Source organism: Arthrobacter sp. 01T425, assembly GCF_056398725.1.
On record NZ_JBFTPY010000009.1, the window covers coordinates 143,589 to 158,286 of the forward strand.

Below are 14,698 nucleotides of genomic sequence, written 5' to 3' on the forward strand. Positions count from 1 at the left end.
GGTCTCAGGCGTCGGCAACCGGAGGTGCGGCGGCGTCAAGTGCATCAAGTGCTTCCATCACGTCCGGAGCAGGGATCCGCGTGCTCGCGATGAGTTCGCCCCCGCTGTCCCGAACGGCCGCCACGAACGGTGCCGCCCAGGTGTTTTCGTAGACGATCAGCGCGGCCACCGTCCCGGGGAGCAGCGCGGCCGAGGCTTCGGCGATGTCATCGTCGCCCAAAAGCCCGGTCCGGGCCCCCTCGAAGTAGGAGAACCCCGCCGCGGGACCGCCTGGGTCGGTGAGTTCGAGCACCTCGACAGATCCGTCGTCATTCTTCATGACGACGAGGAGATCGAAGAGGCGGATCACGCCCTGCTCGACGAGCTTAACGAGTTCCTCACTCGCCCGTCCCGTCAGTCCCGATACGGGGAACTCCAGGAGTACGAAGTCGACCGGCCCGTGGGCCTCAGTCTCCGGTGTGGTTGTCACTGGTATTCCTCCGGTCTGTGTCGAGCACGCTGTCTGGCGCACTGGTCTTAGTGTGGGCGGTCCCCGCCGGGCCGTCACCACCCGCGTCGAATGATTCCGATGGGCCCCGCGCCGCTCAACGGTTGGAACTGCGTCGCGGATATGCCCCGGAATAGGACCTCTCGGTCGGATCCCAAGACCACTCAACCGCCAACGTGAGATTGTCACATCATCCATTTCGGGTGAGCCACCAGCCCGACGGGACGTGTCAGGGCACCACGACAAGAGGCCGGAAGCAACGGCTTCCGGCCTCTCGATTATTCAGCGCTTCTTGATGTGTGCCACTGGGTCGGTGTGGGCATCAACGATGTGTTTCGCCTTTTTCTCTGCCCGTTTTTCCTTGATGGTTTTAACCGACTTCTTCGACACGCTCTGGTGCGGCGTCTTGTCAGGCATGGTGCTCTCCCTCACGGCAGGGGCCAGGGGTAGCCCCGTCTTTTAAGCTACGCCTCGGGAACGGCGGCGTCCACGATCCCTGCGAAACGGCTGCCGACGCCGTCGTACACACTGCGCACGAGCCCGGGCCCGAGCACCGGGATCTCGCGTGCCTCGTGGTGCGCGCAGCAGACGTAAGTGAACTCCGGCCACCATTTTTTGGGCCGGGCCGCTTCGGAGAATCCGCAGACGGCACAGGTGAGCTGGACCCAGACGGGCCGCTTGCCGGTGCGGTTTGCCTTGGACTGGACCAGCCACGCCGGCGGGTTGTCCAGCAGCTCGCCCAGCTCGGCCTCGGACAGCCGGGGCGGGATGCCGTGACGGTGCGCCATTTCCAGGGGAATGTCGAGGGTCTGGGCTGCTTCACGTCGGGTAACCATCCTTCAACGATACGGGAACGACGGCGGCCCGAAGCCACCAGGGCGCCCCGGTGTTACCCTCGACACACCGGCGGCGGGCTAAGGTTTTCAGCCCGCGAGGGCAAGCCCAAGCGCGGCGGCCGCGAGCCCCACGAGAAGGTTCGCGCCGATGTTGAGCGCCGCCGCCCGGTACCGCTCTTCGCTGACCAGGCGGACCGTCGCGGTGGTCCATGAGCTGAAGGTGGTCAGGCCGCCGGCGAGACCGGTTGCGATCGCGGCGTGCCAGTCGGTGCCCAGCTCCAGGTGGCCGGTCAGGCCGACGGACCAACCGATGATGAAGGATCCGGCGACGTTGACCGTGAACGTCGCCCAGGGCCAGTGCGGTCGGGAGCCCTGATGGTGCGCAAACCAGGAGTCGACGGCGAACCGCAGGAGTGCTCCCGCCACCCCGCACGCCCCGACCAGGAGCGCGGTCATCATTGGGCACCGCCGCGGAGGTCTGCAATCGCCTTGCCGGTTTTCCAGCCGGCCGCCGCCGCCCCGAGGCCCAGGACCAGCGAGAGCCCGAGGTAGGCCAGCCACGTGGCATGGAAGCCGCCGCGGATCTGCTGGTCAATGGCAATCACCAGCGCCGAAAAGGTGGTGAAGGAACCCAGGAGGCCGGGGCCGATGCCGGCCCGCAGCCAGAAAGCCGTCTGCGGCCGCGCGATCCAGAGGGTGGTCAGGGTGGCCAGAACGAAACTCCCGGAGACATTGATCGCCAACGTGGTCCACGGCACCCCGCCGGCGCTTTCGGGAAAAATCAGGCCGGCGCCGAAACGCAGCTCGGTTCCGATCAGCCCGCCGACGGCGACGGCGGACCAGGCCTTCCACCCCGGCACGCCGGGGCGCGGCACGGCCCGGCGCTCGTCCAGCGCACCCTTCACTCAGCTCTCCGTGACGCTGCAGCCGGCGTGCCCAGCATCGCTGTGGACCCAGAGGGCCGAGGCGACCTCGTCGGCGAAATCGAATTCGCGCGGTGCCGCGGCGGAACCGATCCGCACTACCATGGGGCCACCGAAGGGACGCCGGCCCACCACCTCCACTTCGGCGTCGAGGTCGATGTCCTCTGCGGCGAGATAGCGCAGGAGCTCCGGGTTCTCGTCGCTGATCCGGGTGATCCGGCCGGTGTGGCCGTCGTCGAGTTCGCTCAGGCGGTGGGCGGCGGGCATCAGCACCGAGCCGTCGGCTGCCGGAATGGGATCGCCGTGCGGGTCCCGGGTGGGGTTCCCCAGCTTGGCCGCCATGCGTTCAATAAAGGTGTCCGAGACGGCGTGTTCCAGGAGTTCGGCTTCGTCATGGACCTCGTCCCAGCGGTACCCCAGCTCGCGGACGAGGAAAGTCTCGATCAGCCGGTGCCGCCGGACCATGGACAGGGCGAGCCGGACTCCATCGCTGGTGAGCGTGACGGCGCTGTAGGGCTTGTGGTCCACGAGGCCCTGGTCCTTGAGCTTGCGGACCATTTCCGAAACCGAGGAGTTGGCGACGCCCAGGCGCTGCGCCAGCTGCGTGGAGGTGATGGGCTTGCGCTGCCACTCGGTGAACGAATAGATGACCTTGACGTAGTCCTCGATCGAGGAGGAGGGCGTACTGGTCTTCACAGACCTAAGCCTACCGTCAGCTGCTTCCGGAGAAAGTGAGCCACAGCAGCACCAGGTTGAGAGCCACTACGAGCACCACGCTGATGATGGCGGCGACTCGGAGGGCCGGGCCGTCGGCGAACCGGCCCATCAGGGCTTTGTTGCTGGTCAGCACCACCAGCGGGACCAGGACAAAGGGAATCCCGAAGCTGAGGACCACCTGGCTCAGGACGAGCGCCCAGGTGGGGTCGAAGCCCACCGCCAGCAGCACGACGGCGGGGATGAGGGTCACGACGCGCCGGGCCATGACGGGGATCCGGATCTTGAGCAGGCCCTGCATGATGGTGCCGCCGGCATAGCAGCCCACCGAGGTCGATGCCAGGCCTGAGGCGAGCAGCCCGACCGCGAAGATCACGCCGACGATCGGGCCGAGGTTGGCGGTGATGGCGGCGTGCGCGCCCTCGATCGTGTCCGTGCCTTCTTCGCCGCCGAGGGTGGAGGCGGCCAGGAGCAGCATGCCGATGTTGACCAGTCCGGCGATCGCGAGGGCGGCCACGACGTCGAACCGGGTGGCCCGGACCAGGCGCGCGATGGCCGCCGGGGGAACATGCAGGTGTTCGTCCGGCCGGTGCCGGTCCCGGGACAGGGCCGAGTGGACGTAGATGGCGTGCGGCATGACGGTGGCCCCGAGCATGCTGGCGGCCAACAGTACGGTGTCCGGTCCCTGGAAGCCGGGCATGAGCCCGGCCAGGGCGGCTCCCGGATCGGGCGGGCTGATGAACAGCCCGGCCAGGAAGCCGACTGTGATGATGCCGAGCAGGAACATGATGATGAATTCGAACGGCCGCTGTTTCTGCCGGGCCTGGACCGCGAGCAGGAGCATTGACACGGCGCCGACAATCAGGGCGCCAAGGGGGAGGGGCAGGCCGAAAAGCAGGTACAGGGCAATTGCGCCGCCCACCACCTCCGCGAGATCGGTGGCGGCGGCGACAACTTCGGCCTGCACCCAGAAGGCGCGGCGCCAGAACGGCTTGAGCCGTTCACCAAGGATCTCCGGAAGGCTCTTGCCCGTGACGATCCCGAGCTTGGCGGACTGGTACTGGACGAGCACGGCCATGACGTTGGCGGCCACGAGGACCCACACCAGCAGGTAGCCGTACTGCGCTCCGGCGGTCAGGTTGGCGGCCACGTTTCCGGGGTCCACGTAGGCGATCGACGCCACGAAGGCCGGTCCCAACAGGCCGATCAGCGCCCTCCGGGCACCCGGGTGTTTGTAAGTGGGGGCGTCCTGCGCCGGTTGCCCGTGTCCCGTTAGCTCCAGCACTGCCAGCTCCTGTGATTGGCGCGTCGGCGTTGACGCGATGATCGGCGCCGGCCGGAAAACAGCCGGTGTCAAAGTTTCGTGTGCCTATAAGAAATTATTAGGCATACCGAAACAATAAGCCCGGCGGGCGCTGCGTGCAATCCGGGGGAATCCGGGGTGAGCGTGCATCAGGCCCGGAAGGCCCGCCACGTCTGGGTCACGTATGGCAGCCGGAGCACCTCGCCTGGGGTGTGCCCCAGATGCTCGTGCAGGTACCAGGCGAGGTTGGCTGTGACCTTGGCCCGGGTGGAGTCCGATGCCGCGAGATAGTAGCTGCGGGACTTGGCCAACTCCTGGATGTCCTCCGCCGTGACGGAATCCTCCCAGCGCGTCAGGTGGCTCTCCAGTCCGGTGAACTCGGGGCCCACGGCCGGACGGAAGTTTGGCTTGTGGACGTCCCCTGCATGCATGATCCGGGAGAGCCGGTGCACCCAGGGCACGCTGGTGTCCAGCTGGTTCCAGATCAGACCCAGCACGCCGTGCGGCCGCAGGATCCGGGCAATCTCGGCGCTTGCCAGGCCGGGGTCGCACCAGTGCCACGCCTGGGCGACCGTGACCAGGTCAAAGGACTCCGGCTCGAGACCGGTGTCCTCGGCGCTGCCCTCGATGGCGGTGACGTCTGGCAGGGTCCGGCGCAACTGCCCGAGCATGTCGGGAGAGGGGTCCACGGCCACCGTGCCCAGTCCGCGTTCCGCCAAAAGGGAGGTGAACTTCCCGGTGCCCGCGCCAATGTCCGCGGCGTCCCTGGCCCCCGCCGGGACCAGCCAGTCGGCTGACTCCTGCGGATAGCCGGGGCGGACGCGCTCGTAGTGCTCCCCGCCGTCCTGGAAGCTTTGTCCGAGTTCCTGGCGCCGCTCGCTGTGCAGTTTCGGTCCGCTGTGCGGCTTGACTCCGCTGTGGAGCCTGGGGCCGGCGCTTGCCACGTGCGATCTCCTTCGGGAAGGTCCTGCTGGTTTCAGGTACCTTTCGAATTTACCGCACCCGCGCCGGGCCCCGATCCTGCCTAGTCGAGGGTGCAGGGCGCAGCGCCGGCGGTGCCCGGGGTGTTCGGCGCCCAGTGGGGATAGCTGCGGGTATCGTTGGCCGGCACCCAGCGGCCGGCATCCACCACGTAATCCCAGCCGAGTCCGTTCTGCCGCAGCTGCTGCAGGCCGGCCAGCAGGCGTTCGGCGTCCTCCAGCCGTGAGCCGAGGCCGAAGCTGGCCCGCAGGGAGCCGGCGGGCAGGCCGAGCCGCTTGAGCAGCGGGTGGGCACAGAAGCGGCCGTCGCGCAGGCCAATGCCGTGTTCGGCCGACAGGTAGGCGGCCACCAGTCCGGCGTCGTAGCCTTCCACGGAAAAGTTCACGACGCCGATCGTGCCGGTGTCCGGCTGATCGCCTCCAGTGGAAGAAGCGGAGGAAGAATCGGAAGCCGAATCGGCAAAGATCCGGTGCACGGTTACCCCTTCGATGCCCTGGAGGCCCTCGACGAGGAAGGACCGGATGGCGTCCTCGTGGGCCTGCCACTGCTCCGGGTCCAGGGCTGCAATGACCTGGGTGGCGCGGGCGAGGGCCGCCGCACCGAGGACGTTCGGCGAGCCGCCCTCGTGCCGGGCAGGTCCCGTGGTCCAGCTGACGGAGTCGAGCCGGGCATCGCGGACCGCGCCGCCGCCGGCCAGGTGCGGGGTGCCGGCGTCGAGCCAGTCCGTCCGCCCCACCAGCACGCCGGCGCCGAACGGGGCGTACAGCTTGTGCCCCGAGAAGGCGAGGTAATCGACGTCGTCCGCGGCGATATTGATCCGCCGGTGCGGGGCGAGCTGCGCGGCGTCGACAACGATCCTGGCGCCGTATTCGTGCGCCAGTGCGGCCAGGGTCCGGATCGGGAGGATCTCGCCGGTGACGTTGGAGGCGCCGGTGACGGCCAACAGGCTGACGCCGCCGCGGGCGAGTTCGTCGCGCAGGCGGTCCACGGTGGCCGCGAGGGTGGCGGCGGCCACGACGCTGCGGTGCGGGACATTCTGCCAGGGCAGGAGGTTGGCGTGGTGTTCGATGTCGAGGTAGAGGACCTCGCCCGCGGGCCGCCCGTCGCGCAGCGGCAGGCAGCCGGCCAGCAGGTTCAGGGAATCGGTGGTGTTGCGCGTGAAGATCACGGAATCGCCGGGCCGGCCGCCCACGAAGTCCCGCACGATGTCCCGGGCGTTCTCGTAGACGGAGGTGCTGATCTGTGATGCGTAGCCGGCGCCGCGGTGCACGCTCGCGTAGTACGGCAGGATTTCGTTCAGGTAGGCCGAGACCACGGACAGGGCCGGGGCGGAGGCGCCGTAGTCGAGGTTGGCGTAGCGCGCGTGGCCGCCGGTGATCAGCGGGGCCTGGATTTCGGCCCCGGTGACGGCTGCCAGCGGGCGGGCCGCGAGGGCAAGCCGTGCATGGAATTCAGGGGCAACGGGGAAAATGGCAGTTGTCATGGGACCTCACTCGAACAGGACCCCACACCGTGGGAATCCGCGCTTGCCGGGTCCGTTCCGGACCGGCCAGGTCGTCACCCGGGGCACCCCACCGCGACTGGAGGGTTGCCGGCCAGCAAACCGGGGTTTAGCGCTGGCACTCGTGACCTGCATCGAGCGTAGGACATCGGCGCAGCCGGGGAAAAGGCGGCCGCCGATTGTGAAGCGGATTATTACGGGCGCGGATCAGTTGTTCGGGTGGGCCTGAAAGAGGTCGTCGAGTCCGGGGTTGAGCCGCTTGAGCACTTCCGAGTGCAGGATCGAATTGGTGGCCAGGGCGTTGCCGCCGAAGGGGCCGTCCTCGCCTTCGAGCGAGGTGAAGCGGCCGCCGGCCTCGGTCACGATGGGCACCAGGGCGGCCATGTCATAGAGGTTCAGCTCGGGTTCGCAGGCGATGTCCACGGCGCCCTCGGCCACGAGGCAGTACGACCAGAAGTCACCGTAGGCGCGGGTCCGCCACACTTCCTCGGTCAGGCCCAGGAACTCATCCAGGTTCCCGCGTTCCTTCCAGCCGCCAAGGCTGGAGTAGGACAGCGAGGCGTCCTCGAGATTGGAGACGTTGGATACCTTCAACCGTGTGGCGGCGGCGAGCGAGCGGCCCGTGTAGGCGCCCGCACCCTTGGCGGCCCACCAGCGCTTGCCCAGTGCCGGCGCGCTGACGACGCCGACCACCGGCTCGCCCTCATCGACGAGGGCGATCAGGGTGGCCCAGACCGGGACGCCGCGGACAAAGTTCTTCGTGCCGTCGATCGGGTCGATGATCCACCGGCGGGAACCGTGGCCCGAGCTGCCGAACTCTTCGCCCAGGACCGCGTCACGCGGACGTGACCGGGAGAGCTGGCCGCGGATGGCCTCTTCCGCGGACTTGTCGGCATCGGTGACGGGTGTGAGGTCGGGCTTCGTCTCGATCCGAAGGTCGAGCGCCTTGAAGCGGCTCATGGTCTGGGAATCGACCGAATCTGCCAGTACATGGGCAAGGCGCAGGTCATCGTTGTAGCTCGAAGCGGGTTGGCTCATGGTTCCAAACTACCGTCAAACCGGGCTGCCGGGCGGGAGGCCGCGGCACGGCGCCGCCGCCCCGTTGCCGGTCCGGCTAGGAGACGGTGCCCAGTTCCTTGGTTTCCTGCGCTTCCATCCGCGGGTCAGTGCCCAGCAGCCGTCGCAGGGACGCGAGCCTGGCCGGTCCCGAGGGCCCCGCATGCCCGGCCGCAACCCACTTGTCGACGCCGCAGTTGACGGCGGTGGAGTCATGCTTGCAGCCGCGTTCGCAATCATCGGTGCCCGGTTCCAGGTCCGGGAAGGAACGCAGGATCCGGTCCGGGTCCACGTGGGCCAGGCCGAAGGACCGGATGCCGGGGGTGTCGATGATCCAGCTGCCGGCCGGGGCATCGTTGACTTTGAGCGCCAGTGCCGAGGAGGACGTGTGGCGGCCGCGGCCGGTTACCGCGTTCACGCCTCCCGTGGCCCGCTCGGCCCCGGTCAGGGCGTTGACCATGGTGGACTTGCCGACGCCGGAATGGCCCAGCATCACGGTGACCTTGCCGTCGAGGTAGTCGCGCAGCTGGGATACCGCGTCCTTGTCGAGCCGGGCGGAGAGCCCGTCGTCGGAGCGGGCGTCGATGCCGGAAGCGGCGGAGTCGGCGGTCTTGGAGATGATGACGGGGAAGTCGAGGTGCTGGTAGTTGGACAGCAGCTCGGCGGGATCCTTGACATCGGCCTTGGTGACGAGCAGCAGCGGCTCAATGCCGGCATCGTACGCGGCCACCAGCGCGCGGTCGATGAAACCGGTCCGCGGCTCGGGGTTGGCGGCGGCGACCACCACCACCAGCTGGTCGGCGTTGGCCACGACGGCACGTTCGATCGGGTCCGTGTCGTCGGCGCTGCGGCGCAGCAGCGTCTTGCGGTCCTGGATCTTGACCAGCCGCGCCAGGGTGTCGGGCTCGCCGGTGACATCCCCGACCAGGGAGACGAAGTCGCCGGCAACCACCGGGTTGCGGCGCAGTTCCCGGGCCCGGGCCGCGATGATCTTGCGTTCGTCCGCGGTCCCCTCGCCGACGACGGCGGTGTAGCGGCCGCGGTCAACGGTGATGATGCGTCCGGTGACGGCGTCATCGTAGCTGGGCCGGTCCTTGGTGCGGGGCCGTGTGCCCTTCTTGTTCGGCCGGATCCGGACGTCGGACTCGTCCCAGGAATCAGTGCTGCGTGCCACCGGCGGTGTCCTCATCTGCGGCGGGTCCCTGGGCCAGCATCGCTTCCCAGAGTTGCGGGAAATCGGGCATGGTCTTGGCCGTGGTTGCAATGTCCTCGACTTCCACGCCGGCTACGGCAAGGCCGAGGATGGCGCCGGCGGTTGCCATGCGGTGGTCCGCGTAGCTGTGCACCACACCGCCGTGCAGCGCGGCCGGGCGGATGATGAGGCCGTCGGGGGTTTCTTCGGCGTCCCCGCCGAGGCGGTTGATTTCGGCGACGAGGGCGGCGAGCCGGTCCGTTTCATGGCCGCGGAGGTGGGCGATGCCGCCCAGCCGTGAGGGGCCGGTGGCGAGGGCGCACAGCGCGGCTACGGTGGGGGCGAGTTCGCTGGTTTCGTCGAAGTCGCCGCCCTTGATCTCCGGGCCTCCGCTGACGGTCAGGGTGCCGCCGTCAACCGTCACCGTGGCGCCCATGGCCGTCAGGATTCCGCGCCAGAGATCACCCACCTGGGTGGTTTTCGCGGGCCAGTTCGGGATCCGCACGGTGCCGCCGGTGGCCAGGGCCGCCGCGAGGAAGGGGCCGGCGTTCGAGAGGTCCTGCTCGATCCGGACGTCGAAGGCGCGGATCGGGCAAGGGGAGACAACCCAGTGGTTCGGCACCGAGTCGTCGACCGCCACGCCCACGCCGCGCAGCACGGCCACGGTCATGTTGATGTGGTCCAGGCTCGGCACGGGCTTGCCGACGTGCTCTAGGTGGAGTCCCTCGGTGAAGCGCGCCCCGGCCAGCAGCAGGGCGGAGACGAACTGGGACGAAGCGCTGGCATCGATGACCAGGTGGCCGCCGCGCACCTCGCCCGAGCCGTGCACCGTGAACGGCAACGACGACGCCGGACCGCCGTCGGGTGCGGTCACTGCCACACCCAGGCCGGCGAGGGCCTCGATAATGGTGCCCATGGGGCGTTTGCGGGCGTGGGGGTCGCCGTCGAAAAGGGACTCACCGCGGCGCAGTGCGGCCACCGGCGGGACAAAGCGCATGACCGTGCCGGCCAGGCCGCAGTCGATCGCCGTGTCAGCCGACGCGGGATCCATGCTGATCGGGACGATTTCCAGGTCGGGGCCGAAGGCGCCGTCGCCGGGCACTTCCGTGACGGTGGCCCCCAACTGCCGCAGGGCCTCAATCATCAGTGCGGAATCCCGGGAGTGCAGGGGAGCCCGCAGCCGGGAAGGTCCGTCCGCGAGGGCGGCGAGCACGAGGTACCGGTTGGTCAGAGACTTGGAGCCGGGAACGGTGACAGTGGCATCGACCGGCCGTGCGGCGAAGGGGGCGGGCCAGTGCGGGCCGGCGTCGGCTGCGTGGGCGCCGGCAGGGTGGGACGGGGCAGCGGCAGAAGAGGGGGTGGTGCCAGTCATTACCGTCTTAGGCCCCGGCAGAGTGGTCTACGGCCTTGCGGACGACTTTGTCGGCCTTCTTCAGCTGCTTGTTGGTGGTCTTGCGGGCATCGGCGGCGAGGTGTCCGGCGCTCTTCTTGGCATCGGCGGCCAGGTGCCCGGCGCGCCAGGCCAGGCTGGGCTTGCCGGCGGTATCGACCGCGGCGAGGAGCACGCCGCCGGTGAGGGAGACGTTTTTCAGGAGCTGTTTGCGGCGGGCGTCGCGGGCTTCCTTCGAGGAGATGTCCGCGCTGCGCCATTCGACGTAGCCGTTCAGGAGCGAAATGACGGCGAGCAGGGTGGCCGCCAGCCGGGCGGACTTGCCGAGGGCGAAGCAGACGCCGGCGCCGATCTGGGTGCCGCCGATCACGCGTGCCACGACTTTTTCATTTGGCTGGAACGGCAAGGCGTCGGCCGCACGGCGCAACAGGGGGGACAGCTGGGCCGCAGTGTCATCCGCGTTCTTGAGCTTGTCCATGCCGGCGAGGACGAAACTGGAGGCGAGCATGGGCCGGGCGAGAAAGCGGACAAACGACATGAATTTCCTCCTGGATGGACGAACAGCGGCTTCACTGCGGGAGAACCGGTTCTAGTCTTGCACTTTTGCGGAATATTTGCCCGCAGGACGTGGTTGTGAAAGGCAGATCCCAGCAGGCTAACGAAGGCGGAGATTTGACTCTGGTCAAAGACAGGGCGGAACCGGAAGCCGGTTCCGGTCAATCATGGACCCTCGCGCTTCCGGCGGTTCCGGGTGCCCGGCGGAAGGTGACAGTAGACTTGAACGCAATGAGCACCATGGACCCGGCCGTTGCGGCCATGCACGAGGTTGCCGGAAACGACGCCACGCCCACCAAGACACCTGATGCCGGCACGCCCGCCGCTTTGGAGACCGAGGTGGACGGGAAGCCCCTTGATGTCTCCACCGAGTCCGCGGAAGAGCGCCGGGTGCGCTTTGAGCGTGACGCCATGCAGTACGTGGACCAGCTGTATTCGGCGGCCATGAGGATGGCCCGGAACCCCTCCGACGCCGAGGACCTGGTCCAGGAGGCGTATACGAAGGCGTTTTCCGCGTTCCACCAGTACAAGCCCGGAACCAATCTGAAGGCCTGGCTGTACCGCATCCTCACCAACACGTACATCAACCTGTACCGGAAGCGTCAGCGCGAGCCGCTGCAGTCGAATTCGGACACGATTGAGGACTGGCAGCTGGCCCGCGCCGAGTCGCATACGTCCTCGGGACTGCGTTCGGCGGAGGCTGAGGCCCTTGACCACCTGCCCGATTCGGATGTGAAGCGCGCCCTCCAGTCGATTCCGGAGGAATTCCGGCTGGCCGTGTACTTCGCCGACGTCGAGGGGTTCGCGTACAAGGAAATTTCGGACATCATGAACACCCCCATCGGGACCGTCATGTCGCGGCTGCACCGCGGCCGGAAGATGCTGCGGGACATGCTGGCGGACTATGCCGCCGAACGAGGATTCAGGGCCGCCACCGAGTCAAGCGCCGCGGCCGACAGCAACAAACAGGAGAACAGGAAATGAGCGACTGCCAGGGACTGGGCGATTGCGATGACGCCCGGATGCAACGTATCTATGAATATCTGGATGGTGCGCTCACGCGTGCAGACATCGCAGAGATCAAGGACCACCTGGAGAGTTGCCCGGAGTGCCTGGAGCAGTATGACCTCGAATGTGTCATCCGCGTGATGGTCAAGCGTTCGTGTACCGAAGCAGCTCCGGAAAACCTCAAGAACTCCATCCTGGACCGGATTCACTCGATCCGGACTGTGGAAGCCTGAGCCGACATAAACGAATGACCCCGGAATCCGTGAGGATTCCGGGGTCATTCGTCTAAAGCTGTCATTCCAAGCTTTGCTTAGGCGTTGGGGCGCTTACCGTGGTTCGCGCCGCCACGCTTACGGTCACGACGTTTACGTGCACGTTTGCTCATAGCTGGCCTCCTTAATCTTGGTACTCAAAAGAGCTGCCCTCAAGTCTCCCACATCGCGGCACCCGCCGCGAACCGGAGGCCCGTGCTACGCGCCGCGGCCGGTCGGTCCCGGCCTCAGCCCTCCAACGAATTTCGGATCGAGATCCGGGCCTGGTCCAGCACGGTCCTGACCGTTTCGAGCGTGACGGCGGTGACCGGACGGCTCCCGGCATGACGCCGCAGTTCCACCCGCATGTCGTCGCGGAACGCCTGCACCAGCATTTCCGCCTCCTTCAGCCGCCGTTCGCCCTCCGGGGAGTACCACGGGCTTCCCGCGGCGCCGGCAGTGCCCGTCCCGCCGGCAGAACCGGCGGCGCGGGCCGAGGTCCGGGCCGCCTCGGCCGTGGCCGCAAGGTCGGCCCGGAGGCCGCGCATGTTGACGCGGATGTCCTGGCGCAGGTTGTCGGCGAGCCGGCGGACCGACGCCGAGATGTCGTTCTCGACGCCGGCGAGTTCGTCCCGCCGGCGGTTCAGTTCCGTGAGGCCGGCCGGAGTGATGCTGTAGTTGGTGCGGCGGCCTTCCGTCCGGGTGGCGACGAGCCCTTCCTCTTCAAGCTTGCCCAGGCGCGGGTAGATGGTCCCGGCACTGGGGGAGTACGTTCCGCCGAAACGCTCGCTGAGCGCCTTGATCAGCTCGTAGCCGTGCTTGGGGCCCGATTCGAGCAGGGCGAGCAGGTACAGCCGCAGCGCCCCGTGGGCGAAGACGGGAGGCATCAGAGGGCCGTTTCGGTGTCCGGGCTGGGCTGGCCGTGGAAGAGCGACGTCTTTCCCGAGACCGAGTTGGTCCGGACCAGCATCAGCTTGGCGTCCGGTCCCGCGATGGTCTGCACCGTGCCGCCGGGCTGGGCGTACCTCGTGTCATCGATGACCACCGCGCCGCTGGCGGACTTGGCAACGATGTCCACCCCGACGTCGTGCGGCAGCCGGATGGTGACGTCGCCGGAGACCGAATTGGCGCCAAAGTCATGGGTGAAGCCGTGCAGGTCGAAGTTCAGGTCGCCGCTGACGGTGTTCGCCCGGATGTTGCTGAATTCGCCCGAGGCCGTCACCTCGCCGGAGACGCTCTTGGCGGTCAGGACGCCCCGGTGGTTGCGGGCAATCACCTCGCCGCTGACCGTGTTGACGGACAGGTTCCCGGCGGTGCCGTCGGCCAGCACGGATCCCGAGACGGTGTTGAGCCGGGTGTGGCCGCTGAGCCCGGAAACCATGCCGTCGCCGCTCACCGTCCCGGCCTCGACCTCGACGCCGGCCGGCAGGGCGATGCTGATGACCACCGAGTTGCTGCTGCCGTTGTTGACGGTGCTCATCAGGTTCTTGAACCAGCCCTGCGGGCCGTGCAGCTGGTGGCGGACTTCCAAGCGGCCGTTGACGATCGAAACCGACAGCGGATCGCCTTCGATTTCCGAGACCTCGATCCTGGCAACGTCCTCGTCATGGGTGACGATGTCGAAGCGGCCGCGGACAATCCCGAGTTTGAGGGAGTGGACGCCGTCGACGTCGATGGTCTGCGGGCCGGTCACGGTCCACGTGTTCTCTGACATGGTTCCTCCGGAAGGGCGAAAGGGCTGGGGCAACTAACGATATATCGCGACTATGAAGTCACGATATATCGCGCTTGCCGGCAGGTCAAGATATATCGCGAAATCCCTGGAGGGTGGGGTCCCGGCGCGGCCGGTTGCCTGCTTGCCCGCCTATTCCGGGGTGTCCAGGCCCAGCCACTGGAACCAGCCGCGGTGCAGCACGAGCCAGGCCATGAGGCCATAGCCGGCCTGGCCGGGCGTGCCGCCGTTGGCCGCGAGGTCCTGGCGCCACTGCTCGTGGTTAAGCAGCGGCGAGAACGTGTCGACATAGAGGTGCTTCCGGCGCGTCGTGACGTCGGCGAAGGCGGTGTTGAGCTCGCCGAGCCTGCGGTTCTGCGCGGGGTCAAGCGTGGGCGGCGGGCCCACGACGAAGACCTCGATCTTGTTCTGGGAGGCGGAGTCCAGGATGTTGGCCAGGTTCAGGCGGCTGCGGGCCGTGGACAGGCCGAACTCAATGTCGCGTCCTGACAGGCCGATCACCAGGCGGTTTTCGTGGTGGTTGCCGAATCGTCGGCCCGCCTCCTCGAGCCAGCGGGCCGCAATGCCCTCGGTGCCCTCTTCGGGGCATGGCAGGGAGTAGCACTCCAGGGCGACGCTGTCCTGCGGCGTGCGGGCCAGGACCCGGCCCAGCCAGCCCAGGGCGCGCGGATCACCAAGCCCAGCCAACAGCTCGTCCCCAACGGCTGCGATCCGCAGCTTCCGATCTTCCACGACTACCTCTTCACTTCAACGCTGTCCATCAAGCTGA

Annotated in this window: 19 protein-coding genes and 1 riboswitch; of the genes, 2 read left to right on the top strand and 17 right to left on the bottom strand. The window is 67.8% G+C overall.

The window, feature by feature from the left end:
* Nucleotides 1-4: 4 nt before the first annotated feature.
* The 13 genes from AC1DNG_RS11925 to AC1DNG_RS11985 form a co-directional block, all read right to left on the bottom strand.
* The gene (locus tag AC1DNG_RS11925; protein WP_223916098.1) at nt 5-469 is read right to left on the bottom strand and encodes a DUF6325 family protein; all 465 of its coding nucleotides are present in this window, start codon (nt 467-469) and stop codon (nt 5-7) included.
* A gap of 300 nt (nt 470-769) precedes the next feature.
* A complete protein-coding gene (locus AC1DNG_RS11930) occupies nt 770-904 on the bottom strand; it encodes a hypothetical protein (protein WP_018775274.1) in 135 nt (44 codons plus the stop codon).
* A 47-nt stretch (nt 905-951) separates the two neighbouring features.
* Nucleotides 952-1,323: a hypothetical protein gene (locus AC1DNG_RS11935; RefSeq protein WP_223916096.1), complete on the bottom strand. Its 372-nt coding sequence runs from the start codon at nt 1,321-1,323 to the stop codon at nt 952-954.
* A gap of 87 nt (nt 1,324-1,410) precedes the next feature.
* Complete coding sequence (locus AC1DNG_RS11940; protein ID WP_476856730.1) at nt 1,411-1,779, bottom strand: fluoride efflux transporter FluC; 369 nt, start codon at nt 1,777-1,779, stop codon at nt 1,411-1,413.
* On the bottom strand, nt 1,779-2,228 hold the full coding sequence (locus tag AC1DNG_RS11945; protein WP_476856710.1) for a fluoride efflux transporter FluC: 450 nt from the start codon (nt 2,226-2,228) through the stop codon (nt 1,779-1,781). Before AC1DNG_RS11945 ends, AC1DNG_RS11940 begins: the two co-directional genes overlap by 1 nt.
* On the bottom strand, nt 2,229-2,942 hold the full coding sequence (locus AC1DNG_RS11950) for a metal-dependent transcriptional regulator (protein ID WP_079553023.1): 714 nt from the start codon (nt 2,940-2,942) through the stop codon (nt 2,229-2,231).
* Between the two features lie 16 nt (nt 2,943-2,958).
* Nucleotides 2,959-4,245, bottom strand: coding sequence for an Nramp family divalent metal transporter (locus AC1DNG_RS11955; RefSeq protein WP_476856711.1), 1,287 nt, complete (start codon nt 4,243-4,245; stop codon nt 2,959-2,961).
* A 167-nt stretch (nt 4,246-4,412) separates the two neighbouring features.
* Nucleotides 4,413-5,207: a class I SAM-dependent methyltransferase gene (locus tag AC1DNG_RS11960; RefSeq protein WP_476887418.1), complete on the bottom strand. Its 795-nt coding sequence runs from the start codon at nt 5,205-5,207 to the stop codon at nt 4,413-4,415.
* 80 nt (nt 5,208-5,287) lie between these two features.
* Complete coding sequence (locus AC1DNG_RS11965) at nt 5,288-6,727, bottom strand: aminotransferase class V-fold PLP-dependent enzyme (protein WP_476858858.1); 1,440 nt, start codon at nt 6,725-6,727, stop codon at nt 5,288-5,290.
* 34 nt (nt 6,728-6,761) lie between these two features.
* Nucleotides 6,762-6,875, bottom strand: a riboswitch (SAM riboswitch).
* 77 nt (nt 6,876-6,952) lie between these two features.
* Nucleotides 6,953-7,783 (bottom strand): histidinol-phosphatase, encoded by an 831-nt coding sequence (gene hisN, locus AC1DNG_RS11970; RefSeq protein WP_028277489.1) that lies wholly within the window; start codon nt 7,781-7,783, stop codon nt 6,953-6,955.
* A gap of 76 nt (nt 7,784-7,859) precedes the next feature.
* Entirely contained in the window at nt 7,860-8,975 is a 1,116-nt protein-coding gene (gene rsgA, locus AC1DNG_RS11975) for a ribosome small subunit-dependent GTPase A (protein ID WP_079553032.1), read from the bottom strand.
* Entirely contained in the window at nt 8,959-10,365 is a 1,407-nt protein-coding gene (gene aroA, locus AC1DNG_RS11980) for a 3-phosphoshikimate 1-carboxyvinyltransferase (RefSeq protein ID WP_476887419.1), read from the bottom strand. Before aroA ends, rsgA begins: the two co-directional genes overlap by 17 nt.
* A gap of 7 nt (nt 10,366-10,372) precedes the next feature.
* Nucleotides 10,373-10,921, bottom strand: coding sequence for a DoxX family protein (locus tag AC1DNG_RS11985; protein ID WP_028277492.1), 549 nt, complete (start codon nt 10,919-10,921; stop codon nt 10,373-10,375).
* A 248-nt stretch (nt 10,922-11,169) separates the two neighbouring features.
* On the opposite strand from AC1DNG_RS11985, the gene AC1DNG_RS11990 reads away from it, so the two are divergent.
* On the top strand, nt 11,170-11,922 hold the full coding sequence (locus AC1DNG_RS11990; RefSeq protein ID WP_156945176.1) for a sigma-70 family RNA polymerase sigma factor: 753 nt from the start codon (nt 11,170-11,172) through the stop codon (nt 11,920-11,922).
* Complete coding sequence (gene rsrA, locus AC1DNG_RS11995; protein ID WP_476887420.1) at nt 11,919-12,179, top strand: mycothiol system anti-sigma-R factor; 261 nt, start codon at nt 11,919-11,921, stop codon at nt 12,177-12,179. Before AC1DNG_RS11990 ends, rsrA begins: the two co-directional genes overlap by 4 nt.
* Before the next feature lie 77 nt (nt 12,180-12,256).
* Here rsrA and AC1DNG_RS12000 read toward each other — a convergent pair whose 3' ends face one another.
* The 4 genes from AC1DNG_RS12000 to AC1DNG_RS12015 form a co-directional block, all read right to left on the bottom strand.
* The gene (locus AC1DNG_RS12000; RefSeq protein ID WP_104061284.1) at nt 12,257-12,331 is read right to left on the bottom strand and encodes a 50S ribosomal protein bL37; all 75 of its coding nucleotides are present in this window, start codon (nt 12,329-12,331) and stop codon (nt 12,257-12,259) included.
* A gap of 114 nt (nt 12,332-12,445) precedes the next feature.
* The gene (locus AC1DNG_RS12005) at nt 12,446-13,084 is read right to left on the bottom strand and encodes a PadR family transcriptional regulator (protein WP_476848820.1); all 639 of its coding nucleotides are present in this window, start codon (nt 13,082-13,084) and stop codon (nt 12,446-12,448) included.
* A complete protein-coding gene (locus AC1DNG_RS12010; protein ID WP_476848821.1) occupies nt 13,084-13,911 on the bottom strand; it encodes a DUF4097 family beta strand repeat-containing protein in 828 nt (275 codons plus the stop codon). Before AC1DNG_RS12010 ends, AC1DNG_RS12005 begins: the two co-directional genes overlap by 1 nt.
* 150 nt (nt 13,912-14,061) lie before the next feature.
* On the bottom strand, nt 14,062-14,661 hold the full coding sequence (locus tag AC1DNG_RS12015; protein WP_079553040.1) for a GDSL-type esterase/lipase family protein: 600 nt from the start codon (nt 14,659-14,661) through the stop codon (nt 14,062-14,064).
* Nucleotides 14,662-14,698: the final 37 nt, after the last annotated feature.

Excerpts from the sequence above, each read along its gene's own strand:
- AC1DNG_RS11930 (WP_018775274.1), bottom strand. The coding sequence starts at position 904 with ATGCCTGACAAGACGCCGCACCAGAGCGTGTCGAAGAAGTCGGTTAAA.
- AC1DNG_RS11935 (WP_223916096.1), bottom strand. The coding sequence starts at position 1,323 with ATGGTTACCCGACGTGAAGCAGCCCAGACCCTCGACATTCCCCTGGAA.
- AC1DNG_RS11940 (WP_476856730.1), bottom strand. The coding sequence starts at position 1,779 with ATGACCGCGCTCCTGGTCGGGGCGTGCGGGGTGGCGGGAGCACTCCTG.
- AC1DNG_RS11965 (WP_476858858.1), bottom strand. The coding sequence starts at position 6,727 with ATGACAACTGCCATTTTCCCCGTTGCCCCTGAATTCCATGCACGGCTT.
- hisN (WP_028277489.1), bottom strand. The coding sequence starts at position 7,783 with ATGAGCCAACCCGCTTCGAGCTACAACGATGACCTGCGCCTTGCCCAT.
- aroA (WP_476887419.1), bottom strand. The coding sequence starts at position 10,365 with ATGACTGGCACCACCCCCTCTTCTGCCGCTGCCCCGTCCCACCCTGCC.
- AC1DNG_RS11985 (WP_028277492.1), bottom strand. The coding sequence starts at position 10,921 with ATGTCGTTTGTCCGCTTTCTCGCCCGGCCCATGCTCGCCTCCAGTTTC.
- AC1DNG_RS11990 (WP_156945176.1), top strand. The coding sequence starts at position 11,170 with ATGAGCACCATGGACCCGGCCGTTGCGGCCATGCACGAGGTTGCCGGA.
- rsrA (WP_476887420.1), top strand. The coding sequence starts at position 11,919 with ATGAGCGACTGCCAGGGACTGGGCGATTGCGATGACGCCCGGATGCAA.
- AC1DNG_RS12005 (WP_476848820.1), bottom strand. The coding sequence starts at position 13,084 with ATGCCTCCCGTCTTCGCCCACGGGGCGCTGCGGCTGTACCTGCTCGCC.
- AC1DNG_RS12010 (WP_476848821.1), bottom strand. The coding sequence starts at position 13,911 with ATGTCAGAGAACACGTGGACCGTGACCGGCCCGCAGACCATCGACGTC.